Below are 16654 nucleotides of genomic sequence, written 5' to 3'. Positions count from 1 at the left end.
GAAAGTCGTCAACCGTTTGTCGAAAATTGAACAAAGAAAAAACCCTTGTGGGTCAAGGGTTTCAGAGCTTTTTGTATCTAAAGCGGGTGATGGGAATCGAACCCACGCTACCAGCTTGGAAGGCTGGAGTTCTACCATTGAACTACACCCGCATAATACCCACAGAAGTACGATTCGCTAAGAAGCAAATTCCGATACTTTTTCGGGGTCTGCAACTGTAAAATATTAAAGATCGGGACGACACGATTCGAACATGCGACCCCCTGGTCCCAAACCAGGTGCTCTACCAAGCTGAGCTACGTCCCGCGATCACTCACGACTTCACGTTATTGAAGACAAGAAATAATATATCATGAGCCCGCGGGATTTGCAACTCTTTTTTTTATTCCAAAGCTGTTATGTATAGTCTAATGAAGCAAAAACGCCTTCTCGAAATCGGCCGGCGGCACCGGCTTGCTGAAGTAATATCCCTGCCCTTCATGGCAGCGCTGCTCTCTTAAAAAACGAAGCTGCTCTTCGTTCTCCACCCCTTCCGCCGTCACTTTCAGCTGCAGGTGGTGGGCCATCGAAGCGATGGTCGACACGATCGCCGCGTCGTTATGATCGCTCATCACCTCATTGACGAAAGAACGGTCGATCTTCAGCCGGTCGATCGGCATGTTTTTCAAATAATGCAAGGAGCTGTAGCCCGTTCCGAAGTCGTCGATGCTGATGAATACGCCAAGCTCTTTCAGCCTGCGCAGCTGTTCGAACGCCGTCTCCTTATCGAACGTCATGCTTTCCGTAATTTCCAGCTCGACGTATTTCGGGTCAAGACCGATTTCCTGCAGGATCTGCCCGATGCTGTCCGCCAAATGCGGCTGAAGGAATTGGCGCATGGACAGGTTGATCGAGACGCAGATCGGCTTGTAGCCCGCATCCTGCCAAGCCTTGTTTTGCTGGCATGCCGTGCGGAGCACCCATTCGCCAAGCTGGACGATCTGCCCGCTTTCCTCGGCCAGCGGAATGAACTCTTGAGGCGAAACGTTGCCGCGCTTCGGATGCTTCCACCGCAGCAAAGCCTCCATGCCGACAATTTCGCCGGTTTCGAGGGAAACGAGCGGCTGATATTCCAAATAAAATTCGCGTCGTTCAAGCGCTTTGCGCAGATCGTTCTCCAGCTTCAACCGTTCTTTCGCCTTCCGCTGCATGGACGGGACGAAATGCCGCACATCAAGCCCGTAGTCCTTGGCATGATGTACCGCCGTATCCGCATGTTGAACCAGTTGCGCCGCCGTATCCCCGTCTTCCGGATAGACCGCCACTCCCGCGCATAACGTAATATGATAGTCGCCGTCGTCAATCGTCAAAGGCTCTTCGAACATCTCCATCAGGCTGCGGATCCGCCGGATTGCGGTTTCCACGTCGGCAAGCGACGGCATGATCAAGGCAAACTCGTCGCCGCCCATATTGAATAGCTCCTCCTTGGGAAGGGTATTCCGCTTCAACCGGTCGCCCACCAGCTGCAGCAGCCGGTCGCCCGCCTGGTGTCCGAGCGAATCGTTGATATTTTTGAACCGGTTGATGTTAAACACGACGACTCCGGTTTTGCCGCTATGCCGCTCCTTCATCAGCTTCCCCAGTTGTTCGGTCAACCTCCGTTTATTCGGAAGGCCGGTCAAGTCATCATGAAATGCCAGAAAATTCATTTTGGCTTCCATCCGCTGCTGCTCCCGGAAAGGATCTTCGATCGTCAAGCGGTATACGCCTTTTAAGAGCAGGTAATAGGACATCCCGCTGCTCAAGCTTCCCAGCAAAAAGCCGATCTCGTACATGCTGTCTGCAGACATCATCAGCGCTTGGCCGATGGCGACATACAGAAGTGCCCGAATGATGATCAAAAGTGAAGGCGCCCTTTCCTTTCTGCCGCGGTACACGATGGAAGCGACGCCTCCCAATGCGGCAAGGCCGATCAATAAGACCGCGTATCGGACCACGGGACTCAGTTGCCCATCCACGACCAGCTGCGGCAGCTCGCGGCGCCATCCGATAAAAACGGCGACGGCCATGGCCGTAACAACCGCGGTAACCGAAAAGACGGCGCTTTTATGGGAAATATGGACCATGAAATCTTTTAACGAATATATGTAAAACACTCCCGCCGTCAAAAGCGCTCTGGACATCAGGGACAACCACAGGGCGTCGCTTTCGTTCATGCCCGTTCCAAGCAGCGGCACGCCCATGAGGCACAGCGTTTGCAGCAGATCCAAAACAGCCACGCACAAAAACAAAGCCGCCGTATACAATCGGTAACGCGACAGCTTATGGGAGAACAAAAGCCATCCCTGGGAAAAGATGGCGAAGCTTGCGGCTGTGCAGCAGCTGCCCAGCAAAATGTATATCGTCAGGAATACACGGGGATCCGTCCCCTGCAGCGGTAACAGCCATTCCGCGAGCCATGCGGCGGCAAAAACCAATATTCCCCACAGGGCCGTTCTGATCGTTCTTTTTTCCTCAATTCTTCTTGGACGCATAAAGCCATCTGACCCCCGGGTAATAAAAATATGAAGATGGTTTCGTGTTAAATAATTCCACGTATCCGCCTCTTTTCCTGCTGGGACCAGATAATAATTTTACGTCCTTTGGCACCGTTCGACATAAATTGCGCTTTCGGAAAACTGAATCCTTTTCGCTTTTTAACCGTAATATATAATATAACGATGAAGGAGTGAACGCGGATGATCATTACGACCACGGAAAACATACATAACCACGAAGTCGTTGAGGTACTCGGAACCACGTTTGGCGTCGTGGTGCGCGCACGGGGAATCGGCGGCGACATTATGGCATCCTTGAAAGGACTTGTCGGGGGCGAGGTCAAGCAGTATACGCAGATGATCGAAGACGCGCGGAGGCAGGCGATGGATCGGATGGTTCAAAATGCCCATGCCATGGGCGGGGACGCCATTATCATGATGCGTTTTGACAGCGGGGACATTGGCAACAACATGAGCGAGATCGTCGCATACGGCACCGTCGTTAGAACAAGGCCTGTCGGTTAACCGGGATTGCAATGGGTGTAGTCGTGGGAGTGATCCTGTTTTACGGTTTGCAGATCGTCGTCTTTCTGCTTTTGCTTTGGCTCAGTTGGCGCTTCTTCGACCGCCGCTATCGCCGAAAAAACGAAGAAGCCAGCCGGAGAGACTTGCTCAGCGGCAAATTCGTGCCAACCTCCGAAATATTTGTGGACCCGCGCGACGGACTCAAATATCAGGTGTATTACAACAAAGAAACGGGCGAACGGGAATACGTCCCGATCCAATAATTTCCCGAAACCGCCCCCGTTCATGCAACAAAAAAAGCTTGGCCGCAGCCGTGCGGTCAAGCTTTTTTGTCTTTTATTTTCTCTCGAAATTGACTTCGGGCGTCGTCAGCTTATCGTAAAACTCCACGTATTTGTCCTTGTCCTCCGAGGCGCGCTGCGCCATGGCGGAACGCGGATGCTCGTCGAGCGTCCCCGTAATCATGTAAGGGATCAGGTAACCCCACTCTTCTTTTTCGCGCAAAGGAATCATGTAGCGCTCGATGATGTCCAGCACCGGACGGAGGGTATAATGCGTATTTTTCAAGTGCGTCACCAATAGCTCCGTCGGGCAGTTGCCTGCCGCGCGCCCCATGCCGTACACGGATGCATCCAGCAGTTCAACGCCCAGCTCGGCGGCAATCAGCGTATTGGAGAACGCGAGCTGCATGTTGTTATGCGTGTGCACGCCAAGGCGTTTGTTCGGCAAATTCGTTTTGAACTTTTCCACCAAATATTTGATGTCCTTGTGATCCAGGCTGCCGTAGGAATCGACGATATAAACCACGTCCACCACGCTGTCCTTGATCATTTCGAACGCTTCGGCCAGTTCGTTTTCCATCACGTTGGACAAAGCCATAATATTCAACGTCGTTTCGTATCCGCGATCATTGAAGATTTGGATGAGTTCGAGCGCTTTATCCACGTCCTTGATATAGCAAGCAACGCGGATCAGGTCGAGCATGCTTTCGGAGCGCGGAAGAATGTCGTCCACGTCCACCCGCCCGATGTCCACCAGCGCGGACAGTTTCGTTTTCCCTTTTTGGGGAATGACCTCGCGCAGAAAATCGTCGTTCAAAAACCGCCAAGGTCCCGCCTGATCGGCGCCCTTCAGCAGCTTCGGGGAGTTTTTATAACCGATTTCCATATAATCAACGCCCGCCTCATTCAGCCCGGCGTACAGTTTTTGCACAAATTCAACGCTAAAATCCCAATTATTTACCAATCCACCGTCACGAATCGTACAGTCCACAATTTTGCAGGGGTTCGTCTTCAACCAAAACTTCTCCTTCCGGCGTAGAAATTTATTATTTCATCATACTTGAATGGCAGTGAAAAAGTAAAGATGAATATCGATTTATTCGCCTTTCGTGCACAAATAAAAATAAACGCTTGAATGGAAGAATGATTATATTGATGGAGCTTTCCGCCCGTGATATATTCATATTAAATGATATTGATTATCAGTCTCTTTTATCTGGAGGAATTACGATGAGCCAACCTACTCCGCTGTTAGATTTGCAACCCGGCGCAACGGGCTCCATATACGCCATAAATAAAATGAACCCGATTCTTCGCCGTCGTCTTAACGACCTGGGCGTTCATGAGGGCTCTGTCATATCGATGAAGCAACGCGGACCGTTCCGCGGACCGGTAACGCTGGAATGCAACGGGCAGCTGTTCGGCATCCGCTTAAAGGAAGCAAAGGAAATTGAGGTGTCGGTTTGTTGAACTCCTTTGCCCTGGTCGGCAATCCGAATACCGGCAAAACCTCGCTTTTTAATACGCTGACGACCTCCTACGAATACGTGGGGAACTGGGCCGGCGTCACCGTGGAGAAAAAAATCGGGGACTTGAAGGATGGCGGCGGCCAACTGGTCGATCTGCCCGGCATCTATTCTCTTCACCCCCTCTCCAGGGATGAAAGCGTTGCTGCGCAATATTTAATGGAAGAAAAGCCGGCGGCTCTAATCAACATTGTGGATGCATCCCAGTTGGAGCGGAATTTGGCGCTCAGCATTCAACTGCTGGAATACGGCCAGCCCATGATCCTTGGACTCAACATGATGGATGTGGCCAAGTCCCGCGGCATTCATGTCGATCCCGCCCTACTTCAAGAACGTCTCGGCATTCCCGTCATTCCGCTCGTGGCCCGAACGGGCAAGGGCAGCACGAAGATTTTGGACGCTTTAAAAGAAGTTCCCGAAGACGCCGCCAAACGGCTGAAGCTGGACTACGGAATTGCGGAAACGGCGATTTCGGACATCGGGGAGCTGCTCCTTAACATTCCGGAATTGCCTGATCACCGGTGGGTCGCGATTCAGCTGCTTTCGCAAAATCCCGTCATTCTGGACGCTTTGTCCGCAAAACTGAATATGGAAGCCGTAAAAGAAATCGTCGGCCGCTGCGAGGCCGAGCTGCGTCGAACCGGACTTTCCTCCTCCTTGGCGGAATGGATCCGGGCGGTACGATCGGGATATATCGAAAAGCTGTGTGCGGCGGCCGTTGACCGCTCGGCGCAAAAACCCCATAACTTGACGGAGCGCCTGGATGCCATTTTGACGCACCGGTTTTTAGGCATTCCGATTTTTCTTGCTTTTTTGTTTTTGCTGTTCAAAGTGACGTTCGACTGGATCGGCAACCCGCTTTCCGATTGGCTGGACGGTTTCATCTCGGGGTCGGTCAGCGGTTACATCAACCAAGCGCTGGATTGGGCGGGAGCCTCGTCCTTCACCCACGCATTGATCGTTGACGGCATCGTGGCCGGGGTCGGCGGGGTACTCGTTTTTATTCCGCAAATCTTCATCCTGTTCCTGATCATTTCGTTTATCGAAGATTCGGGTTACATGGCTCGGGTCAGCTTGCTGATGGATAGCCTGATGGAAGCGGTAGGGCTGAACGGAAAAGCCTTTATTCCTTTCATTATCGGATTCGGCTGCAACGTTCCGGCCGTCATGTCCGCACGGAGCATCGAACAACCGAAAGACCGGCTGCTGACGACCCTGCTGATTCCGCTGATGTCCTGCTCGGCAAGGCTTCCGGTATACGCTTTGTTCGCAGGCGTCTTTTTTCGGAGCCATCAAGCGCTTGTCGTCCTGTCCATGTATGTGCTTGGCATTGCGATGGCGCTTCTGCTCTGCAAGGTGTTTTCGTCTTATCTGCTCAAAAACGAGTCTTCCGTCTTCGTTGTGGAGCTGCCGCCTTACCGCCTGCCTCAGGGTCGCAGTTTGATGCGGGGAACCTGGGAAAAAGGCAAGGGTTTCCTCCGCAAAGCGGGCACGCTTATTCTTGGCGGTTCCGTGCTGATCTGGCTGCTCTCATACAGCGGTCCCGGAGGTTTCGGCGTTAACATGGACGACAGCTTCCTGGCCAAAATCGGCGGGCTGATGGCTCCGCTGCTGGCGCCGCTCGGATTCGGAACCTGGCAGTCGGGCTCCTCGCTTTTGACCGGATTTTTGGCTAAGGAAATCGTCGTTTCAACCATGAACATCATTTATCACGTTCCCAACATGGAAGGTTTGCAAGGGCAGATCGCCCTTAGCTTTACGCCGCTGCAGGCCTTCAGCTTCATGGCTTTTGTCCTGCTGTATACGCCTTGCCTCGCGACGGTGGGCGTCATCCGCAAGGAAACCTCTTCCTGGCGTTGGACGGTCTTTTCGATCGGTTATGCCGTCATTCTCGCCTATTTGATTTCCCTGATCATTTATCAGGGCGGTCGCCTGCTCGGCTTATCTTGACAAACCGCAAACAAGAAACGGGGTGTTTCTGTTGATCGATGTACTCATCATTGGTGTTATTTTTGCCTATGCCGGATGGACGCTTTTCCGCTATGTCAAAAAGAGCAAAAAGGGCGCTTGCGCCTCCTGCGCCTTGAACAAATCCTGCCAATCAGCCTGCTCCGTTTCGGATGCGGCGCTGCATCGCGCCAAAACCGGGGGCAGCCCCGGCTCCAAGTAAGGGCATAGCCTGTCGATAATAGTATTTTTGCAAATGAAGCCTTTCGCTTAATGCCAATAGCGTCTCGCAAAAATGGGCAGTTCCCAGCGTATCTCGCCGGGAGCTGCCCTCATTTTATTTTGCCGCCTCCTGCGCCAAAATCCATTCCGTGATGGTCCGCACCATCACTCCCGTCGCTCCTTTCGGGTTCACGCCCCGCTCCTTGGCGAGAAAAGCCGTTCCGGCGATATCCAAATGGATCCAAGGCAGCCCCTCGGCAAAAGTCCCGACAAACAGTCCGGCCGTAATCGCCGCGCCCCGGGAACCCGTGCTGTTTTTGACGTCGGCCACGTCGCTTTTCAGCATATCCCAAAATTCCTTGTACGCCGGCAGCGGCCATACCTTTTCTCCGGAACGTTTGGATGCGAGGATAAACTCCTCGAGCATCGTGTCGTCGTTCGCGACCGCTCCGGTGGCCACATCCCCCAAAGCCGTCAATACGGCCCCTGTCAGCGTGGCGACATCGATCAGCTTCGAAGCCCCTTGCTCCCGCGCGTATGCCATCCCGTCCGCCAGCACCACGCGGCCCTCCGCGTCGGTATTTAAGACCTCGATCGTGCGGCCGCTATAGCTTCGGATTACGTCTCCCGGTTTAAAGGCGGTACCGCCCGGCATATTTTCGGCGGTGGGAATGACCATAACGACGTTGACGGCCGGTTTTAATCTTCCAAGCGCGTTCATGACGCCCAACACGGCGGCGGCCCCGGCCATGTCGCTGATCATTTCCTCCATCCCGACCCGCCTTTTCAGCGAAATGCCGCCCGTATCAAAGGTAATTCCTTTGCCTACCAGACCGATCACGTCTTCCCATTGCTCCCTGCCTTGGTATCGAATCATGATCAGCCGCGGCGGATGAGCGCTTCCTTGACCGACAGCAATCAAGCCGCCCATGCCCAGCTCCTTCAGCTGGCGTTCGTCCAAAACGGACGACTCGAATCCGTATTTTGCGGCAACGTTTAATGCGGCTTTCGCCAAATTATCCGGGACAAGCATGTTGCCCGGCAAATTGGTCAGGTCCCGGGCCAGACAAACCGATTCCGCATAGGCCAGCCCCCGCCGGATGCCTTGCTCCCAGTCCGCTTTTTCCGCCGCCGAAGCCGGTCCTTTGCGCAAAAATAAAAGCTGCTCGATTCCGTCGTAAGGGGCTGCGTGCTTCTTATATTGCTGCTGGCGATACGCGCCCAGGATCATCCCTTCGGTTAACGCCTGGGCGGCTGTCGCGGCATCTTGCTCAACCGTAAAAGCGACCATCGGCGCGCTGAGCTCCCAAGCGATCGTTTTGACCCTCATTTTTAATGCCGCTTTTGCCGCTTGGGCCGCCGCCACCCTCAGCTCCTCCGACGTCAGCGGCCGCTCGCCGACGCCTACGAAAATAACGGTCCGGTATTCCCCCCGGCCCTGCAGCGGCATGGCGTAGGTCTGAAAAGGCGCTCCCTGGAACAAATGCCTTTCCATCAGCGGCAGCAGCAGCGAATTCCATGCCTGACGCATGCTTCCATGCTGAACGCCTTCCGGCGATACCAATACGATAAACGCGTCCACGTCCAACCGTGCCGCGTCCGATTCCCCGATCCATTCGATCGCAACCTGCATCATTTCAGAACAGGAATGTCCATCCATCGGCCATCTTCCTTTGTCATGAAGTTTTCGGACGTTAATCATATATATTATTCCACGTTTGTCCAAGGCAACTCCTTGAACAGGTTTTTTTGCCTAAAAACAGCTCGGTTGATAAAAAGCTGGTTGCTGCTAATCGTTGTAAAATACTAACAAATTTTGATGATATATACGATAATAATTCTATATATCAATTCGCAGAAAAGAGGTTTACAACCGTGGCTAAAATCGGAATCGATCTGGGCACCTCCAACAGCCTTGTCGCTTACTGGACAGAAAACGGACCCGAAATCATCCCCAATTCGCTGGGAAATTCCTTGACTCCTTCGATCGTCAGTCTGGATGAGAGCGGCGAGATCTTGGTGGGCCAAATCGCAAAGGAAAGGTTAATTACGCATCCCCATCTCACCGTATCGGCCTTTAAGCGGTATATGGGGACCGACAAGCAATACCAACTTGGCAAATACATATTTACTCCCGAGGATTTGTCTTCCTTTGTCCTCCGGTCATTAAAAGCGGATGCCGAAGCCCATCTTGGCGAAGAGATCGATGAAGCCGTCATCAGCGTCCCCGCATATTTCAATGATGCGCAGCGCAAAGCGACCTTGCGTGCCGCAATGCTTGCCGGACTGCACGTGGAGCGGTTGATCAGCGAGCCGACCGCGGCAGCGGTCTCCTACGGGCTGCATCAATATGACTCGGAAACCCGCTTCCTTGTTTTTGACTTGGGCGGCGGGACCTTTGACGTTTCCGTACTGGAGCTGTTTGAAGGAATTATGCAGGTACAATCGATCGCAGGAGATAACTATCTGGGCGGGGAGGATTTTACCGAGCTGCTGCTGTCCCATTTCGTCGAGTCGCAAGCGATCGATTTTGCAAGCTTGCCCGGCAAGGCGAAATCCGCCTTGTACAAACAAGCGGAGTTATGCAAGCTTGCCTTGGCAAATGGAAATACCGGAGAGATGGCGTTTGCCTTTGAAGGCCAAACCTACCAAACCAGCGTGAACCGGAACCAATATGAACAGCTTGCCGCCCAGCTTCTGCTGCGTCTGCGCAGTCCGATTGAACGGGCGCTTCGCGACGCATCGCTGTCGCCGCAGGATCTTGACGCCGTCATCCTGATCGGCGGAGCTACACGTATGCCGGTCATCAAAACCGTCGTCAGCAAAATGTTCGGCCGGCTCCCCTACTCGCAAATCAATCCCGACGAAGCCGTGGCTCTCGGAGCAGCCATTCAAGTGGCACTCAAAGAGCGGCATGCCGGGTTGCAGGAAATCATTTTGACGGATGTATGCCCGTTTACGTTGGGGACGGATGTCTCCGTGATGATGGGAAACGGGAGTTACAGCCACGGACATTTCGATCCCATTATTGAACGAAATACGCCGATCCCTGTAAGCAAAGTTAAAAGCTATGTGCCACTCCATGATCACCAGGACAAGATAAATATACTCGTTTATCAAGGCGAAAGCCGAAAGGTCGAAAACAACATCAAAATCGGGGAAATCGATATTCCGCTCCCGCCTGCCAAGGCAGGAAAAGAATCCGTTCAAGTACGATATACCTATGACATCAATGGGGTCCTGGAAGTAGAGCTTACCGTCGAAAGTACAGGCCTGAAAAAATCGATGATTATCGAAAAAAATCCCGGTCAATCGACGCCCGAGCAAATCCAGGCCAGGCTCGAAGAGCTCAAGCATCTCAAAATCCATCCCCGCGACCGCAGCGAAAATCGTCTGCTCCTGGCCAGAGGCGAAAGGCTTTATGAGGAATCGCTGAACGAAAAACGTGAATATATCGCCGATCTGATCATGGCGTTCGAGCGGGTTCTCGCGTCTCAAAACGAGCAGGAAATCAAGAAAAAAGCCATCCTCTTCAAACAGCAGCTGGATGCCCTTGAAAGGTGGATGGAGTTTTAATGACGATTTGGGATCGGCTTGGCATCCGTCCAACCCATGACGTCAAGGCTATTAAACGTGCGTATGCCAAGCAGCTCAAAATCCACCATCCGGAGGAGGACCCCCAAGGATATCAGGCGCTGCGCGAAGCATTTGATGCAGCGGTATCGTTAGCCAAGCGGCAGGCCATCCGGGAAGAAGCGGCTGCGGAAGCAGAGGATATATTGCATTTGCAATTGCAATCCGAAGATTACACAGAACAGCAGTTAGTCCGGCCGGAATCGCTTTTATTTCAAGCTCATTCAGTCGAGTTTCCTGAGGAGGAAGAAGACGCTGAAGCGCTGGAACCTCCTCCAAAATGGCCGCCACATATGAATGTTGATGCTGAAAATGCATCCCAACGCAGTCCCCGCACCATAGCGGATCTAATCGCGGCGGTAACTGCCTTATACGATCATTTTCCGTCACGGATTTCGCCCGAAAAATGGATCGAGCTGCTGAACTCCGAGGTAATGTGGAACATCGAATATAAGCTTGAGATCAGCAAGGAGCTGTTAGCCGTACTGCAAAACCGCAGATACCTTCCGGCCGGGATTTGGAAGCTGCTCGAAAGCTATTTCCACTGGGAAGAATACATGCGGGAGTCGCCCGCATTTGATTGGGACCGTGGAGTTCAGTCTTTTTTTGGTTACTATGTCAGACAGCTTCGGGAGCCGGGGCTTGGTTATGAGGCACTGCTTCATGCCGGGGAAATCGACATCGATGCCTTTTTGGAGAACCGTGATCAGGGGTATTTGGCTTTATTCCAAAACGATCTTACACGGGCGGAAAAACATTTGAAGCTTGCCTATTCGCTTTTTCCTGCGGATCCGGACCTGCTTCGCATGCTTGGGGAATATTATTTGCGTTTGCGGGAGTATGAAAAGGCATTATCTTATGTGGACCATTTGATCCTGCTGATGCCGGATGAATTGGATGCTCATTTGCGCCGGGCCCATATCTTCTATGATTCCGGCCAATTCCGCCGCTCGCTCGAGGAATGCGAACTCATTATTTCGCGCAATCCCGATCATTATGAGGCTTGGATCTTGTCCGGGCAAAACCACAAGGCCCTTGGCGACCAACCACACGCGGAGGAACACTTTCACCATGCGCAGCAAATGGGCAAGCCTCCTTCGCAAGAACATAAGCCCAAGAAGAAAGTAAAACCAGGCAAGCTATTTTTCAGAAAACGCATCCTTGCGCATGTGCTGATTTGGATCATCAGCAGCGTATTATTGATCGGGTGTTATCATTTTTATGGATATTTAACAAGTCTTATGAAGCCGGTTCCTGCCGGCAATATACAAGCGTTGGAGCGAATGAAGGAACAAACTTACACTTCGCTTACCCTGACGAAACTTAAGGATACGGGCATAGGCAAATACAAAATAGGTTCAGGTTCAGGTTCAGGCGAAGGTGAAGGCGAAGACGCATATGTATATCAAAATCAGGCTTATGCGTTTCGTCATTTTCCGGAGTACGGGGATGCTGCGGGATATTTTTACCTTGGGGAATTTGACGGGTACAACATGATTGTATTAAGCGCTGCCAGACTTGACTTGGAAAATATACAACATAAAACGACCGTTCTGGGATACGTTCATCCAGCAAGCAAGGAATTGCAAGCCGACGTCATCGAGATGCTCCAATGGAAGCCTGAACATCCGGAGGGGACGCCCGAAGCAGAGCTCGAGTTATACACGAAAAGCTTGGTACAACACTTCAAACTCTTTCAGTTCGGATCTAAAACCAAGCCAATTCCCAAGGCGGTGAAACCGGAAATTCTTTCAAAATATATCGAAGTCCGGGCTCCCATCAAAAATACCGAAACTTACCGAAATCTGCTCGTCGGTTTCATTGTCGTTGCACTGGCCTGGTTATACAGCAGCTATATCGTCATCACCGAATTCAGAAGTAATTACCGAATGATTCGTTTCTACCAGAGGAAAGGAATGCAAACATGATTCGTAGACCATCGCCTAAAAAAGCTGCCTTTTACGATGAAATGACATCCGCACTTTTTGCCGCGGGTCCGGTTTTTGTTGATGGCCTTTACAGCTATCGGCATATCCCTCTTTGTCCGAAGCCTGCGCTCGCCGATTGGATGCGGTTATGGGGAATTTCCGATTCCGTTACCTATCAAGAAAAGCTGAGATGGCTTTTTTACAAAGGATACCGCTCCGAGTTCGATCAAATCTCGAATAGGTTGTCCGTGTTGCCGCAACAAGCCCGTCAAGAGTATATCCGCAGTCTTCCCGAACAAGAACAGCCAAAATTCATCTGCGTAAATCTGTTTAGGAACGTCCTTACTTCGGCAGGTATTGCTGCTTTGGATTACGCTCTAATCATCGCTTTGTGCAAAATCGTGACCAGACTTTATATATCCGGTTTCAACAATGCCCGATCCTACAGCTTGGAGGCGGCCCAAATCGCGCAATCGAAATACCGGAGCTGGCATGAATATCAAACGGCGTGCATTGCGGGAGTTTATTTTGCTTCTCCTTTAGCCGACCTGGATGTATTACGGTTCAATTTCGCTCAAAAGCTGCTTGAAATATTCCGTCTTGAACATTCCATCCGGTGGGATCTGCGGTTAAAGTAACCCATTGCGTCGCTAACGACGGCTTAACAAAAACTAATTCCCGTGACCGGCATCGGTCGCAGGAATTAGTTTTTTCTGCTTTTTGAAAATTTTTTGAGTTCCGGATTCCTGATAAAAGGCAGCTCTAGCAAGTATTCATTTTTACGTTCATATTGAAAATCAAGACCAAATTCCTTAATACTGCTACTTACATGTAGTACAAATGAATCCGGACCGTCAAAATAAAAATATCCGTGTGGCAAAATTTGATATACCATCAGTTCCGTTTTGATGTAATCGATTTGTTCCTGCTTGCTTTTCATCAATGCAATGGCTTCAGGAGAAGAAGGCCATTTGATTGTCAAGTTCACGTCCATATCGGCAAACTGCTGTGCCAACGGATACAATTCTCTAATCGCTGCGTCTATGTTTTTGGAAGGAAGCTTGCTGCCATGCTTCAGATCCTTTTTGATCTTCTGCCATCTGGTATTCAGTTCCGTCAGGCAATTCAGATAATACTGCAGATGATCGATTTCAAACAGCGCTTTATTCCGTTTGATGGCATGATCAGGATTACCGGGATACAAATCCGCCGCCTTACCAAACAGGTCCAAGGCTTCGTCCATCTTATGTGCTGCAATGGCCTCGTCTCCTTGGGCAATCAGCCGATTCGCCAAATCAATGATTTTTTGCGATTCCTTCCGTTTATATCGGGCATTTTCATGGCTCGGATTCATTTCCAAAACCTTATTATATATTTCCACCGCATGATCGTAACGCCCGGACCTCAGATCACTATCGGCACTTTCCATCAGTTTCTGCTCTTCAGTATCATGAGCATCATCCCCGCAGCCTGACACTACCAACAAACTGCCTCCTATGGCAAAAGGCAAAATAATACGCCCCCATCTCCCTTTTCGGTTTTCCACAAATCGGATCCCCCTTTCATCGTTGGTGTGGGAAGGGTTAGTGCAGTTTTCGTTTGACCATGGATCACTCCACCAGGTAGATATTTTTGTGTACTTCTGGTATTCTTTTTCATTACTACTAAATATATATTATCGGCAGATCATCTATTAATTTTTACCAAATTAGATGTATCGTTCCATTCGGGATAGAAAATAAAATGGAGGATTCCCTATATGAAGGCTCTATTAAATCATTCATGGAATATAAGCGAACAGGATGCCATCCAATTGCAGCAGCAGCTGGCTCTGCGGGTGATCCACGAGGATTGCGGGACCCCGGTTGAATACGTTGCCGGCGTCGATGTGGCATACAGCAAACATAGCGGCAATCTGGTCGCAGCGGTCGTGATTTTGAATGCAGAGTCACTCGAACTCGTTGAATCCGCCACCGTTGAAGATACGGCCGCCTTCCCTTACATCCCCGGTTTATTTTCATTCAGGGAACTCCCTCCGGTAATCAAAGCTTTCGAGAAAATAAAAACGACGCCCCAACTGGTCGTCTGTGATGGACAAGGCTTCGCTCATCCAAGGCGGTTTGGATTAGCCAGCCATTTGGGCGTTCTGTTGGATATTCCTACGATCGGATGCGGCAAAACAAGGCTGATCGGTGATTTTACGGAGCCGGATTTGAAGAGGGGATCTTACTCTCCTTTGGTGGATCATGGCGAGGAGATCGGAAGCGTTCTGCGAACCCAGGAGGGAGTCAAACCTATTTTCGTATCCGTCGGGCATCGGATTTCGCTCGCAACGGCCTGCGAGTGGATTTTGAAGCTTTCTCCCCGCTACCGTTTGCCGGAAACGACCCGCCAGGCGGATCATCTAGTCAAAATGGTTTTAGGGAGTAATTGAAGCAAGGATCTGAGGTGATCCCGGATCGGAGATTGCACGAGGAGTCCGCAGGATGTTAAGTTTGAGTTAATGGTAACGGAAGGGAGAGTTTGACTTGAGCCAGTCACATCAATTGAAAAAAGGTCAGCTTCTGATTCAGGAAATCGAGGACACCGTCGTGCCGTATGGCATGGTCGCGGTTTGGCCGCTTGGACAAGCCAGCTTTATCATCAAGGGCGGAACAACCGTCATTTATATCGACCCGTATGTCAGCCACGACCCGGACCGTATCTATCCCGCTCCGATCGGCCCGGAACATATTACAAATGCAGACTACTGCTTGATTACGCACGAGCATTCGGATCATTTGGATCTGGATGCGATTGCCGCCATGTCCCGAACCGGTAGAGACACCGTTTTTATGGCTCCGGCATGCTGCCGGGAGGACATGGAGAAGCATGGCGTAACTCGCGAGCGCTTCATCATTGCCGATACGGAAAAGGAATTCGGCGAAGAAGTGATCATCCGACCGATCCCGGCAGCACATGAAGAACTCGAAACGGATGAGCAAGGTTATCACCGTTACGTCGGCTACCTTATCAAGATAAACGGCGTTACGGTTTACCATTCCGGGGATACGCTGGTTTATGAAGGATTGGCGGACCGGCTGCGCAAGGAGTCCATCGACCTCGGGTTGCTGCCGATCAATGGCCGTGACGCTTTCCGTACCAGCCGCGGCATTATCGGCAACATGGACTACCGGGAAGCAGCCGAGCTGGCAAAAACGGCCGGCTTCGGGATGACGATCCCCATGCATTACGACATCTTTACAGGGAATACCGAGCATCCGGGATACTTCGTGGACTATGTATACGACCATTTTCCCGAAATGCGCATCCATGTGATTGCACGGGGCGAAAGGTTTATTCATGTTACGGATGCTGCTCTTAGAGCTTGGAAGTAACATGCAAGCCGGTTTAGATCAAGTGATGTCCGCCTTCTTAGGAAGGCGGTTCGGTTTATAGTTCATTAAAAAGAGACTTCGCAACTTACGAAGCCTCTTTTATTCATTTAAAACATTGATGTCATTGCTCCACTCGATTTATCAACGTAATACCATCCCCAAGTTGCCGTATGTCCTGCTCCAGTTTTTGCATCATCAATAACCACTTCATAAACATGAACAACATAAGAATTGCCTTCTAAATGATCGACTTCTACATGTAAAGTGGAAGAACTGCCAATACCTAATTTTTTCTTTACCAATTGAATGGCTTGGGCTTCAGTTACCAAAACTTTAGGTTGTTTCCCGATATACAGTGCCCCATTAACCAAGCCAATATCTTTACCTATTGCGTTACTTACTGAACGTGCCGGTACGTATGTCGTACCTTTATAATTAATCGCTTCAGAAGTAGTCTTTTTTACACCATCGACATAAATACCAAGTTTCTGTAGTGTGACCTTAATATTTGTTGTTCCGCTTGCTGCAAACGCTGTTACTCCAGTTAACATTGTACCAATTGCAATCCCCAAAACTAACCCCTTTAATTTTTCCTTCATTTCTAAAGCTCCTTTTTGCATCGTTGTGGTGTACTTCGACATTTATGTACCGATACCTCCCACTAAGAATTAATGAGTTCTTACCCACACATTTGGCGGT

15 protein-coding genes and 2 tRNA genes are annotated in these 16654 nt (G+C 50.8%); 10 read left to right on the top strand and 7 right to left on the bottom strand.

Annotation, left to right across the window (positions count from 1 at the left end):
* Positions 1-81 precede the first annotated feature (81 nt).
* From RJP21_RS23940 to RJP21_RS23930, 3 genes are all read right to left on the bottom strand, one after another.
* Positions 82-152 (bottom strand) — tRNA-Gly (locus tag RJP21_RS23940).
* A gap of 80 nt (positions 153-232) precedes the next feature.
* Positions 233-306 (bottom strand) — tRNA-Pro (locus tag RJP21_RS23935).
* Between the two features lie 101 nt (positions 307-407).
* Entirely contained in the window at positions 408-2513 is a 2106-nt protein-coding gene (locus RJP21_RS23930) for a putative bifunctional diguanylate cyclase/phosphodiesterase (RefSeq protein WP_310861538.1), read from the bottom strand.
* A gap of 204 nt (positions 2514-2717) precedes the next feature.
* Here RJP21_RS23930 and RJP21_RS23925 point away from each other — a divergent pair, with 204 nt between their 5' ends.
* Together RJP21_RS23925 and RJP21_RS23920 are read left to right on the top strand one after the other, a co-directional pair.
* Positions 2718-3041 (top strand): YbjQ family protein, encoded by a 324-nt coding sequence (locus tag RJP21_RS23925; protein ID WP_160042329.1) that lies wholly within the window; start codon positions 2718-2720, stop codon positions 3039-3041.
* An 11-nt stretch (positions 3042-3052) separates the two neighbouring features.
* Complete coding sequence (locus tag RJP21_RS23920) at positions 3053-3304, top strand: NfeD family protein (RefSeq protein ID WP_310861537.1); 252 nt, start codon at positions 3053-3055, stop codon at positions 3302-3304.
* Positions 3305-3377: 73 nt separating this feature from the next.
* Here RJP21_RS23920 and RJP21_RS23915 read toward each other — a convergent pair whose 3' ends face one another.
* Positions 3378-4337: an aldolase catalytic domain-containing protein gene (locus RJP21_RS23915; protein ID WP_310861536.1), complete on the bottom strand. Its 960-nt coding sequence runs from the start codon at positions 4335-4337 to the stop codon at positions 3378-3380.
* Between the two features lie 215 nt (positions 4338-4552).
* Between RJP21_RS23915 and RJP21_RS23910 the strand changes: the two genes are divergently transcribed.
* The 3 genes from RJP21_RS23910 to RJP21_RS23900 are packed head-to-tail and all read left to right on the top strand — an operon-like array spanning position 4553 to position 7018.
* Positions 4553-4792 (top strand): FeoA family protein, encoded by a 240-nt coding sequence (locus RJP21_RS23910; protein WP_310861535.1) that lies wholly within the window; start codon positions 4553-4555, stop codon positions 4790-4792.
* Positions 4789-6798 carry a ferrous iron transport protein B gene (gene feoB / locus RJP21_RS23905; protein WP_310861534.1) on the top strand — a complete coding sequence of 670 codons (2010 nt, stop codon included), beginning with the start codon at positions 4789-4791 and terminating at the stop codon, positions 6796-6798. The genes RJP21_RS23910 and feoB overlap by 4 nt, the downstream gene beginning before the upstream one ends.
* Before the next feature lie 31 nt (positions 6799-6829).
* Positions 6830-7018, top strand: a complete 189-nt coding sequence (locus tag RJP21_RS23900) for a FeoB-associated Cys-rich membrane protein (RefSeq protein WP_397386268.1) — start codon at positions 6830-6832, stop codon at positions 7016-7018.
* Positions 7019-7132: 114 nt separating this feature from the next.
* Here the strand turns inward: RJP21_RS23900 and RJP21_RS23895 are convergent, their stop codons facing one another.
* Complete coding sequence (locus RJP21_RS23895) at positions 7133-8677, bottom strand: leucyl aminopeptidase (protein ID WP_310861533.1); 1545 nt, start codon at positions 8675-8677, stop codon at positions 7133-7135.
* A gap of 215 nt (positions 8678-8892) precedes the next feature.
* Here RJP21_RS23895 and RJP21_RS23890 point away from each other — a divergent pair, with 215 nt between their 5' ends.
* Genes RJP21_RS23890 through RJP21_RS23880 form a run of 3 tightly spaced genes read left to right on the top strand, consistent with a single transcriptional unit; the run spans position 8893 to position 13216 of the window.
* Positions 8893-10593 (top strand): molecular chaperone HscC, encoded by a 1701-nt coding sequence (locus RJP21_RS23890; protein WP_310861532.1) that lies wholly within the window; start codon positions 8893-8895, stop codon positions 10591-10593.
* Positions 10593-12578 (top strand): hypothetical protein, encoded by a 1986-nt coding sequence (locus RJP21_RS23885; protein WP_310861531.1) that lies wholly within the window; start codon positions 10593-10595, stop codon positions 12576-12578. The genes RJP21_RS23890 and RJP21_RS23885 overlap by 1 nt, the downstream gene beginning before the upstream one ends.
* Positions 12575-13216: a DUF1266 domain-containing protein gene (locus tag RJP21_RS23880; protein ID WP_310861530.1), complete on the top strand. Its 642-nt coding sequence runs from the start codon at positions 12575-12577 to the stop codon at positions 13214-13216. The genes RJP21_RS23885 and RJP21_RS23880 overlap by 4 nt, the downstream gene beginning before the upstream one ends.
* 65 nt (positions 13217-13281) lie before the next feature.
* Here RJP21_RS23880 and RJP21_RS23875 read toward each other — a convergent pair whose 3' ends face one another.
* Positions 13282-14124 (bottom strand): tetratricopeptide repeat protein, encoded by an 843-nt coding sequence (locus RJP21_RS23875; protein ID WP_310861529.1) that lies wholly within the window; start codon positions 14122-14124, stop codon positions 13282-13284.
* Positions 14125-14337: 213 nt separating this feature from the next.
* Between RJP21_RS23875 and nfi the strand changes: the two genes are divergently transcribed.
* Positions 14338-15012 carry a deoxyribonuclease V gene (gene nfi, locus RJP21_RS23870; RefSeq protein ID WP_310861528.1) on the top strand — a complete coding sequence of 225 codons (675 nt, stop codon included), beginning with the start codon at positions 14338-14340 and terminating at the stop codon, positions 15010-15012.
* Positions 15013-15106: 94 nt separating this feature from the next.
* Positions 15107-15955, top strand: a complete 849-nt coding sequence (locus RJP21_RS23865; protein WP_310861527.1) for an MBL fold metallo-hydrolase — start codon at positions 15107-15109, stop codon at positions 15953-15955.
* A 107-nt stretch (positions 15956-16062) separates the two neighbouring features.
* On the opposite strand, the gene RJP21_RS23860 is transcribed toward RJP21_RS23865, so the two are convergent.
* A complete protein-coding gene (locus RJP21_RS23860) occupies positions 16063-16596 on the bottom strand; it encodes a stalk domain-containing protein (protein WP_310861526.1) in 534 nt (177 codons plus the stop codon).
* Positions 16597-16654: the final 58 nt, after the last annotated feature.

Origin of the sequence: Paenibacillus sp. VCA1, assembly GCF_031583795.1 — a bacterium.
Lineage (GTDB): Bacteria > Bacillota > Bacilli > Paenibacillales > Paenibacillaceae > Paenibacillus_AQ > Paenibacillus_AQ albilobatus.
Note: the sequence above shows the minus strand (reverse complement) of the source record. Positions and strands in the feature narration are given on the sequence as shown.

What these genes read in the sequence shown, in the direction of transcription:
- RJP21_RS23930 (WP_310861538.1), bottom strand. Translation starts at nt 2,513, where the DNA reads ATGCGTCCAAGAAGAATTGAGGAAAAAAGAACGATCAGAACGGCCCTG.
- RJP21_RS23925 (WP_160042329.1), top strand. Translation starts at nt 2,718, where the DNA reads ATGATCATTACGACCACGGAAAACATACATAACCACGAAGTCGTTGAG.
- RJP21_RS23920 (WP_310861537.1), top strand. Translation starts at nt 3,053, where the DNA reads ATGGGTGTAGTCGTGGGAGTGATCCTGTTTTACGGTTTGCAGATCGTC.
- RJP21_RS23910 (WP_310861535.1), top strand. Translation starts at nt 4,553, where the DNA reads ATGAGCCAACCTACTCCGCTGTTAGATTTGCAACCCGGCGCAACGGGC.
- RJP21_RS23895 (WP_310861533.1), bottom strand. Translation starts at nt 8,677, where the DNA reads ATGGATGGACATTCCTGTTCTGAAATGATGCAGGTTGCGATCGAATGG.
- RJP21_RS23885 (WP_310861531.1), top strand. Translation starts at nt 10,593, where the DNA reads ATGACGATTTGGGATCGGCTTGGCATCCGTCCAACCCATGACGTCAAG.
- RJP21_RS23880 (WP_310861530.1), top strand. Translation starts at nt 12,575, where the DNA reads ATGATTCGTAGACCATCGCCTAAAAAAGCTGCCTTTTACGATGAAATG.
- nfi (WP_310861528.1), top strand. Translation starts at nt 14,338, where the DNA reads ATGAAGGCTCTATTAAATCATTCATGGAATATAAGCGAACAGGATGCC.
- RJP21_RS23860 (WP_310861526.1), bottom strand. Translation starts at nt 16,596, where the DNA reads ATGTCGAAGTACACCACAACGATGCAAAAAGGAGCTTTAGAAATGAAG.